This window comes from Haladaptatus sp. AB618, from assembly GCF_024136965.1.
In the GTDB taxonomy this organism is placed as follows: domain Archaea; phylum Halobacteriota; class Halobacteria; order Halobacteriales; family Haladaptataceae; genus Haladaptatus.
In genome coordinates this window covers 1-9,869 of sequence record NZ_JAMYJX010000015.1, presented here as the reverse complement: position 1 = coordinate 9,869, position 9,869 = coordinate 1, and the positions used below count along the sequence as shown (strand labels likewise).

Below are 9,869 nucleotides of genomic sequence, written 5' to 3'. Positions count from 1 at the left end.
CCAGCACCTATTTTATAAATTTTAAGGTGCTGGTCTGAGGCGAAAGTATAAGTGGGTGGCCCCAAGTGTCGCTAGGCGAAACATGACAGGGGCCCATCCTGAACCGGACGACGGTCCTCCGGACGACGAGGAACGCATCGCACGACATCTCCGAAAACGCATCACTGACCGGGTGAGCGGTAACCTCGACGGCGAGGACGCGCGGGTCAAGCGAGACGCCCCGAGCGACCAATTCTTCGCCGGGGCACTTGCCCCCAAAGAGAACAGCGACCTCGAAGACAGTGATGACGACCTCCAGTCGAAGATGGAACCCACCGCTATCGGCACCATGACTCGCATCCGAAACGGGTCTGCGAGTGACACGATCTCCATCGACATCACGGGGAGCGTGTGGGTGCGTGTGAACCCGACCTACGAGGAGATGGACCGCCGCGAGGAATACGTCTCGTTGGCAGATCGTGACGACGACGAAATCGAAAACACCACGCTTCTTCCGGTCTTCGAACGCCTCGAACTGGAGGTGCCGCCGATCGATGTACACTACGAGGCTATCTCCGGCGGGACTCGGACGACCCCGGAGATCGTTCGGGAGCGTGCCACCGAAGCGATTCGAACCGCCGTGGACGATGTTCGCGAGCGGGCTGCAGCACGTGACGACATCTACCTCGACAACGGGGACGAGAAACCCGACGAAGACGTTCCGAACTACGTACTCGAGAACGAGTCCAAGTTCAACGAGTATCTCGAGGAACGGGACGGCACGCCGGCGATACCAGATTGGGACTTGTCGGTAGAGATCACTGCCACCGAGGATCGGGAGAGCAACGGCGACGAACTCCTGCTCGACATCGAGGTCACGAACACCGGCACGCAGTCGAAGCGGGACTACGTCTACACGCTCCGTGACCCAACGCTGTTCGAGGTTCAGCTTGACCTCAGAGCAAACGGTGGCGTCGAGTTCACTCCCTTTACTTTTGATCCTCTCCCAGAGGACTTCCGCTACAACCGGGACCTGTGGGGACACGGACGGAACTGCACAATCAACGCCCCCAACTACGTGGAGACACTTGGCGATGCCACTCCTGGTCGATCAGCGCCTCGTGCGGACCCGCACACGAACCATCTCCGAACGGACTTCATCCCCGAGTACCGGCAGCTAGTCTACGAGTCTGCTGATCGAGATGTGAACCCCGCGTTCAGCGAACTCGCAGATCTCCATGGTGGCGGATACGAGGTATTGGAATCGGTCGCGGACGCCATGGACACATACCTCGAAACCGCCTACCCGGAAGCCCTCACTGAATATCGCAAGCGCGGCGACTGGACGGACGCTGACCGCGAGGACTTCGAGGAAGACAAAGCCGCATTCGAGCGCGAAATTGTCCGATTCCGCCGTGGTATCCGCGTACTTCGTGAACATCCAGACACGGTCGGTCGCGCATTCGAACTGATGAACGAGTCCATGGATCGGATGCACGACTTCGACACGTGGCGGCTGTTCCAGCTCGTGTTCATCGTCATGCTCGTCCCCGACATCGCGGGGCGCGAGTATGAGGAATGGGACGAAATCAGCTGGCGTGACGAGAAGGACCTCTCTGAGCGATTCGAGGAGGCCGAAGGCGCCCTCGACGTCGTCGACGTGCTATGGTTCCCGACTGGCGGCGGGAAGTCCGAGGCGTTCTTTGGTGTTGCCGTCTGGAACATGTTCTTCGACCGCATCCGCGGCAAGCACTTCGGAGTGACGACATGGACGCGATTCCCGCTCCGGCTCCTGTCGCTCCAGCAACTCCAGCGGATGTCGGAGACTATCATGTACGCCGACCTTGTCCGACGTGACCAGGCCGACATCGGTACCCGTCCGTCTCGCCCATTCAGTGTCGGTTTCCTCGTCGGGAAGAAGAACACACCGAACGCGCTTACGGGCTACAACAACGACAACTACACCCGGTATAAGCAGGATGAGAGCCTCCGGGAGGAGGCGAAGGTTGTTCCGGGCTGTCCGGCCTGTGGCGCCCGGGTCGAGATGCGAGTCACGGACGACATCCGGCTCGCACACGTTTGCACCGGGAACCCCTTCGAGTGCGACTGGCAGAAACGCGAGACCACGTCCCAAGAGGTATACGCGGATGACGAACTCCCGATCCACGTCGTCGATAACGAACTCTACCGCTACGCGCCGAGCATCCTCGCCGGGACCATCGACAAGATCACCGCAATCGGGTACCAGCGGAAGATGGCTCACATCCTGACCGGAGAGATGGAGTACGAGTGTCCGACACACGGCTTCGCCAGCCTCGGTGAGTGTACGGAGAAGTACGGCTGTGACACCGACAAGGATGAATTCGAGTTGACGGCATCGCCGATAGAGGTGTACGACCCGGCGCCATCTCTGATGGTCCCCGACGAACTCCATCTGCTCGAGGAGAGCGTAGGAAGCTTCGACGGGCACTACGAGACGGGCGTCCAGACGCTCCAAGAGATCGTCGATGCTGGAAAGACCAAGGTGCTTGCACCCACGGCGACGATTACAGCGTACGAGGACCAAGTGTACCATCTGTTCCTTCGGCCCGCAGAGCGCTTCCCGTCACCGGGGCCTTTCCTTCGCGAGAACTTCTACGCGATGGAACAGCCCGAGACGCAGCGCTACTACATGGGGCTCATCCCGCATGGAAAGACGCACATTAACTCCATAATCGACGTCCTCTTTAGCTTTCACGAAGAGGTCCAAGACCTCTTCCTGATGGCGATGGAGTCGCCAGAAGATCTCCTCACGGGCGTCGCACTGGAGGGGACCGACACCAGCGAGTCGCTGTCCACGGACTCTATCGCGGAAATCATCGACATACTCACGCTCTACAGCACGAGCCTGACCTACCTGCTATCGAAGAAGGATGGTGACCGGCTGGATCAATCGTTCGTCAGCCAGCTAAACGCTTACTTCCGTGGAGAGGGTCGTCCGCCACTCAACTCAGAGCGTATGACTGGTGGGACACCCTTCGAGGATGTCCAGACGATTCTGGACCAGCTCGACGATCCGTGGCAGGAGGAAGAGGATGAAGACCTTCTGCACAGCCTTGCAGACGACGATCTCGTCGACGAAGAGGTAATCCCGGACATTATGGAACTCCGTGATGTCCTTGCGGCGGAACTCGACGAGGACAGAACTTCGCGGACGGAGTTCCGGGTCGCCCTTCGCGCGGCGTCCTCCGAAGTTCGGGAGGGGCTCGCTTGGCTACTCGCGTACCGTCCTAACACGGTGACGGCCACCAGCATGATCAGCCACGGAGTGGACGTTGACCGGTTCAACATGATGGTTTTCTTCGGAATGCCACGCGCCACTGCCGAGTACATCCAGTCTAGCTCCCGGGCTGGTCGTGCACATCCCGGTCTCGTGTTCAACATTCTTCATCCCATCCGGGAACGCGACCTGAGCCACTACCATTTCTTCGAGAAGTACCACCAGTTCCTTGACCGACTCGTTGAGCCTGTCTCGGTGAACCGGTGGGCGAAGAACAGCGTCAAGCGGACGCAGTCGGGGCTGTTTATGTCGCTCCTGCTCAACCACTACATGTACACCGACGGAGGAGAAATGATGTACTTCGGTGACCGTGCCGAAGAGTTCCTCTCGACGGTGGATGACGTCGACATCGAGAACCTTCTCGTAGACATGTACGGTGGTTCGGAGGTCCCACCGGAGTTCAGCGACAACGTTAGACAGCTAACTCGCAGTGCGATCTCCGAAGTCCAGCTGAGTGACCGACAGTGGACGAGCGGACGACTCCCGAGCTCACCGATGAGAAGCCTCCGCGACGTCGATGAACAGCTCCCGATTCAGCCCGAGTGGAAATACAAGGACCTCCTTAGCACCTACAACAATCGATAACAATGTCAATGGAACGTAGCAAGTCACAGGTACTTTACCAGTTCCTGCCCGAGAACACGTTTGACTACAGCGGACAGCGCGGCATCTGGAAGACCACGCGACTTGAAACGAGCGACGCGAGTGGTACTGTCAGCAAGAATTACATACTCGGACGCGTGCTAGCACGCGTCCGAAACTGGGACGGTGGTCAGAACGGGTTCGTCTCGAACAATACCGACCACTATCACTTCGGCGTGCCAGAGGGTGTTCGCGCTGAGCCGTTCCCCACCACCTACGAGTGCCAGAAGTGCGACAAAGCCCACGGGTACTACACTGCGGACGAGGTCAAGGAAAGCAACCCGAACCTCACTTGCGAGCGATCCGGCTGTGACGGTATCCTCGAGCAGTACCAGTTCGTGAGCGTTCACACATGTGGTGAAATTCGTCGCCTTTACCCGGTAAAATGCCCAACCCACGGGAACCAGTACGTCAGGCTTAACCGTCGTAACAGTCAGCGAGTCCGGAACTTCCACTGGAGCTGTGAGGTCGGTGACTGTACGTGGGAGACACCCATTCGGAACTACCAGAACTGTAACTGTGACTACCAAGCACCCGAAGCGGAGGAGAACGACGGGATGTACACAACGGTCCACCGGGCAGGGAGTGTCTTCTACCCCCACTACCTCTCAACCGTGAATCTGCACACCGCAGGCATCGGCCATCTTCGGAACTCCGAAGACGGTGCAAAAAGGGCGATTGCAAAGCTATTTGGATTGTCCGAAGCGGACTCGCTCCAAGACGTCAACCTTCACCAGCGAACCGGTCAGGTGGAGGTGGACGACGAGAAGGTCGTAGAGGTGTACAGCTCCCATGACGACATCACCACCCTCGACCAAGCGAGGGAATACCTCCGTGAGCAAGGAACATTGGAGAGTCAGACGATTCTAGGGTGTCTCGGCGAGACACTCGCTCTGGATTCGGATGGCGAAACTTCCGAACTCACGGAAGCAGGTGACGAGATACTTCAGTATGTCCTCAGCCGCGAGTCGCTCACGACAGATACCCTAGACGAACTCGAGTCGGACGCTCGGGATCGTGGCTTCACGGACAAAGCAGACCGCATCAACAGCTATCACGACGACCTAGAGTCGCTTGGATTTAGTGACGTTCGCGTCATCGAGGACTTCCCCGTACAGACGTTCGTATACGGTTACACTCGTGGTAGCCGTGAGGAAGCTGAAGCACAGATCAACGCATTCTCACAGAGCGCGAGTGACGGGGATGGAACGCCGATTTTCGTCGACACGTCCGAAACAGAGGCGGTTCAGTTCGACCTCAATCCTGCGCGAATCCTGCTGTGGCTCGCGATTAATATCCCCGGGACGAGTGACCCGAAGGCGGTAAACGGAGACATTGTACTCCCGGAAATCCGCAGCCGTGACGACGCTGCACTACAGCACGCCCGAAGTGAGATTGAGTCGCTCTCGACTGATGAGCAGTGGGCATTCCTACTCAATCACCTTGCACCCGTCGAACGATACGGGAAGTTCCAGACAAACCTTGACGACTCGGTAGAGGAACAGGTCACAGAGCACGTGTTCCAACTGGTCCATACGCTAAGTCACATCCTGTTGAAGCAGGCTAGTACCATCAGCGGATTCGACCGTACGAACCTCAGTGAGTTCCTCTTCCCCCGTGCGCTCTCTGTTGTCATCTACGCGAACAACCGGGAGGAATTCAACATTGGAGGGATGCATACGATGGTCGAACAGCAACTCGATAACCTTCTCGGCCAGGCCGAAACCCATGGAAACGAGTGTGTGTACGATCCGGTCTGCTCACAGCGCGGGGGCGCGTGTCTATCCTGTTTGCACGTCAGCGAGATCAGCTGTTCGTACTTTAATCAAGTTCTTTCACGCGACTACCTCTTCGGGAGTCGTCCAAACACTGATAAAGACATCGCAGGATATTGGTCGATATAGCACGTTTGCAACGCCGGCTTTGACTAGCCGGTCCTAAAATATACAATAAACATGTCTCACGACGAATCTGAATCGACTTGGTTGCCACTCGCAATTGCCGAACTTGTTGACCGTGACGAGCAACTTCTATCTCAGCTAGAAGGACTTTTGGTACTGTCTAGTGGACGTGACGAGTTGGTGACTCCAACGGGAATTGCGAGTCAAACAGATCTCTCTATCTCCACTGTAGTAGACGTGTTTCGCCAATTATCACGGACTGATGCTATCGAACGGGAACTTTTCGAGACTACAATCGCTAATAGCACCTACCGTGTCAGTGTCAATACATGCCGTCAAATTTTTGAGACCGCTCGATACTCCGCTCGTAGTATTACTGCCTACCAAGAACGCCAACCACCGACAACCAAAGCAACACCACTGGTTACGTTCCCCGCCGATCCTGCATTCGAGAATGTGAATCCAACATCGTTTGGAATGTCGTGGCTTATGCCGACGCTCACTCGACAAGTAAAGCAAACAGATGAGGCGATTACACTGCTTGTGCCCTTTTTCGAGGCTGATGGCTTTGCCCACCTTAAGGAGGTCCTTACTACGGCGATGAAACGTGGTGTAGATGTCACGGTAGTCTCTCGATATCTCACGGATCCTACGTCCTACAACTATGCAGTATTGAAGTCCTTCGCGAAAACTGCTATCGAGGGAGATATCGATACTTCGCACCTTACATTCGTCGACTATACTCGGTGGGATGCCGGTACTCCTTCGGAAGAGCAACGCCAAGATGGAGCGATACCCGCGTTCACCCTCCATGCAAAGGTAATCCTCTTTGACGACTCGGCAGTGTATATCGGTAGTGCGAATGTTACTGATTATGGGTTTGAACAATACTTGGAAACCGGTATTCTCTTGGAAGGACCTCCTGTTGCCGGATTCTCCGAACTCATATCCTTCCTGCTCGATTCCGATGCAGCGACGTCGGTTTCACTTGTTTGAGTGAGTTTTCTTCGCTCTTGTGTACACACAGCTATTCGAAAGAGACAACGGAGACTATCTGGTTCTCGTTGTACAGATTGGAAGACCTAGATGAGAGTAACACCGATTTGAATTCAGGATAGGACATTCTTTGAAAAACAGGGCCCTGAAGAGAGATCTCGTCTCTCTATCCCCTAGTAGATGTCTTTTCCTCTCCTAACAACTTGGTTACCAGCGGTTTCACGAAGATGCCTCAACTCGTGACCAGGAGATTTAAAACACTCCTCTGTGAAAGAAGAGGTATGCCTGAATCGGTCATGTCTCGCGGTTCTTCACTGGCGATAGTAGATACTGCGCCAACCGCTGAGCGTGAATCACACAAACAATTTCTGCTGGAAAATGTTGAATTTCTCATCGACACATTAACGGCAGAGCATATGCAGCGCCAACGATTCCCACCCACTGGCTGTCCGAGTGCTATCCCCGAGAAACTCGCGCGAAAACGATCCTCAAATGCGGATATTTGCCGGTACCTTTCCTTACATCGACGAGTTGGAGAGACCAATGATCAGAGATGTATGTGTCAAGATCCATTGGCCGGCAGCGATGATCCCCTTGACGCAGTTGCCGCAGTTGTTTTAGGTGGCGAGGTTACCGCGCCTTCAGAACGGTTCTTTGAGCGAGTACCAAGAAAAATTGTCGCGAAACTTCGTGAGGACCGCACTTGGAGAGAAATCGCTGCAATGGATACGAACGAATTACATGAGGCACTACAAAGTGCAACTCCTCGAAAGGGCGTTGGTTCTGAAAGGGTCGCCCGTTTGGATTCCCTTCTCGATAGGATCCAAGAGACGGATTATACAGATGACATTACTCTTTGTGGGTTCTCTAACGTACAGTATTCCACGTATGTTGAGTTCCTAAAAACCATCCCCGGAATCGGAGAAGGTGACGCATGGTGGCTTCTCCAGACAGCGTTTGACAAACCTATATGGCCGGTTGATTCGTACGTTGATGACTTGCTGTACTCACTAGGCTTGCTCACTTCTGAAGAACTCTCAGCGACTGAGAGTCGCCGTATAGATCTGGAAGATCAGCTAATAGACCGTCAAATTCCAGCGCTGTATAGATCACTTGCCACGCACGTTATCAGTTCAGGGCCGGATAGCTGCGGGAAAGAGTGTGAGATCCGAAAGTTCCTGCTCAGTCATCGCCTTCGGAAGCAACAATCAGAACAAGAGGGCCCGACGGTGGTCGATCTGTTCGCTGGTGCAGGAGGCCTATCTTGCGGTCTTTCTCGCTCAGGTTATGACATTCGCTGGGCAATCGATATAGAGCCTGATGCAGTTGCAACATATCGACTGAACCATCCCGAGATTCCACATGAAAACGTTATCTGTGATGACATCCGTGAGGTGAATCTCTCAGCCAGTATCCGCGAAGCAGTTCAAGACCCCGATGTTATTGTGGGTGGGCCACCTTGCCAGTCTCTCTCCCAGGCGGGCTACCGGTCTCGTCGCGCGAATGATGAAAGCTACAGCATTCTCGGCGATGAGCGAACGACATTGTATACAAAGTACGTTGAAGCCGTTGACGAGCTCCGTCCCAAAGCGATCGTGATGGAGAATGTTGAAGGGATGGTCAACGAGGTAGGAGATACTGGTATACGCGTCATCGACTGGGTTATTGAAGATCTTGAAGCGCTAGGTGGATCAGGAAAAGGATATCAGGTTGATTTCTGCCTTCAGGATTTGGCCAGACTTGGAATCCCGCAAAATCGGGAGCGCGTTCTGTTAGTCGGTATTCGTGACGACTTGGTGGAGGGTGAAGATGAAGTGAATGACCTCCTCAATAGTCTTTCAACAACAGATTCGGCCTGTTCAATTCGCCAAGGGCTTTCTGGTCTTCCCCGATTGCGTCGAGGGGAAGGCGGACGAGTTTTAGCCAAAAGGGAAAGTGGTGGTAAAAGTGACTATGTGAAGAATAACAACATTTTGGATGGAACTAATCTCTGCTTCAATCATCAAGCACGAGAACATCCAATGGAGAAAGATCAAATTCTCTTTGATGAGGGGCTTGAACCAGGAGATACGGGATGGGATGTTAAATACAACTCCGATGGAGAGTACGCCAAGTATATCGAATACGATGTTGGTACTGCCGAAAATCCTCGCTTCGGAGACAAATACAGAAAGCTCAGATGGTCGGAACCATCTCCCACGATTGTCGCACATCTTGCAAAGGACGCGAACGGGTACGTACTCCCGGATTACTACGAACACGCGCGTCCCGATCCCGAGCGCGCGGATCCAGAGAGAAACCGCGGAATAACGCCTCGTGAAGCAGCACGATTACAATCATTCCCTGATAAATATATTTTCCTTGGTTCGTTTACCAGCTGGTTCAGACAAATTGGGAATGCTGTACCACCGATTGCGGGTAAAATAGTTGGAGATGCCCTCAAGTCGATATTGACTGAAGATACCAGCCATAATATACAGACTACTGAGGGACATCTGTCTCCCCAAACCGCATCTAACGATTAATTCTGTTTAAATCGTGTTCAAGTTGTGGGTACGATCAACGTCCTCCCCGATCGTGATGTACCTCTTCACAAACAATCTGCCGGAGTTCTTCGAGTTTGTCGGGACGATGCTCGGCTAGCACAGCAATGTCTTTTGGGAGTTCCTCTGTGATTCGCTTACTCACGCGATAGACGGCCTGATCACGCTGTTGGTTCGAGGGATCACTTTCACCGCTGATATGCTCTCGATCGGTCTCCGTCATGATCGCTCGATATCGGCTCATTGCATGCGGTTTCTGATTCAACATAGTTCAATCTATGCACCTTTGCCCACTTCAATTCTATGCACTGGTGCAAAGCCGGTAGTTTTACTATGCACTAGTGCATAGTTTGGCGTAGGAAGAACGGTGCCCTCGGGCGTGTGTAGAAACGCGCCGGGTGTATCAGCACCCGGCACCGGTCTTCCAAATCCAACCAGAAGACCATGTCAACGAAATCGCCTAGTGAACTTGAAGCTGACGAGACGGCA

At 54.3% G+C, this 9,869-nt stretch carries 4 protein-coding genes; all 4 read left to right on the top strand.

Features of this window, described 5'->3' with window-relative positions; translation table 11 throughout:
* Nucleotides 1-82: 82 nt before the first annotated feature.
* The 4 genes from NKF26_RS23255 to NKF26_RS23240 all read left to right on the top strand — a co-directional run bounded on the left by NKF26_RS23255 (nucleotide 83) and on the right by NKF26_RS23240 (nucleotide 9,362).
* Nucleotides 83-3,883 (top strand): helicase-related protein, encoded by a 3,801-nt coding sequence (locus tag NKF26_RS23255; RefSeq protein WP_253234956.1) that lies wholly within the window; start codon nucleotides 83-85, stop codon nucleotides 3,881-3,883.
* Nucleotides 3,884-3,891: 8 nt separating this feature from the next.
* Nucleotides 3,892-5,844, top strand: a complete 1,953-nt coding sequence (locus NKF26_RS23250; protein WP_253234955.1) for a hypothetical protein — start codon at nucleotides 3,892-3,894, stop codon at nucleotides 5,842-5,844.
* Between the two features lie 51 nt (nucleotides 5,845-5,895).
* Entirely contained in the window at nucleotides 5,896-6,837 is a 942-nt protein-coding gene (locus tag NKF26_RS23245) for a phospholipase D-like domain-containing protein (RefSeq protein ID WP_253234954.1), read from the top strand.
* A 281-nt stretch (nucleotides 6,838-7,118) separates the two neighbouring features.
* Nucleotides 7,119-9,362 carry a DNA cytosine methyltransferase gene (locus NKF26_RS23240; protein WP_253234953.1) on the top strand — a complete coding sequence of 748 codons (2,244 nt, stop codon included), beginning with the start codon at nucleotides 7,119-7,121 and terminating at the stop codon, nucleotides 9,360-9,362.
* Nucleotides 9,363-9,869: the final 507 nt, after the last annotated feature.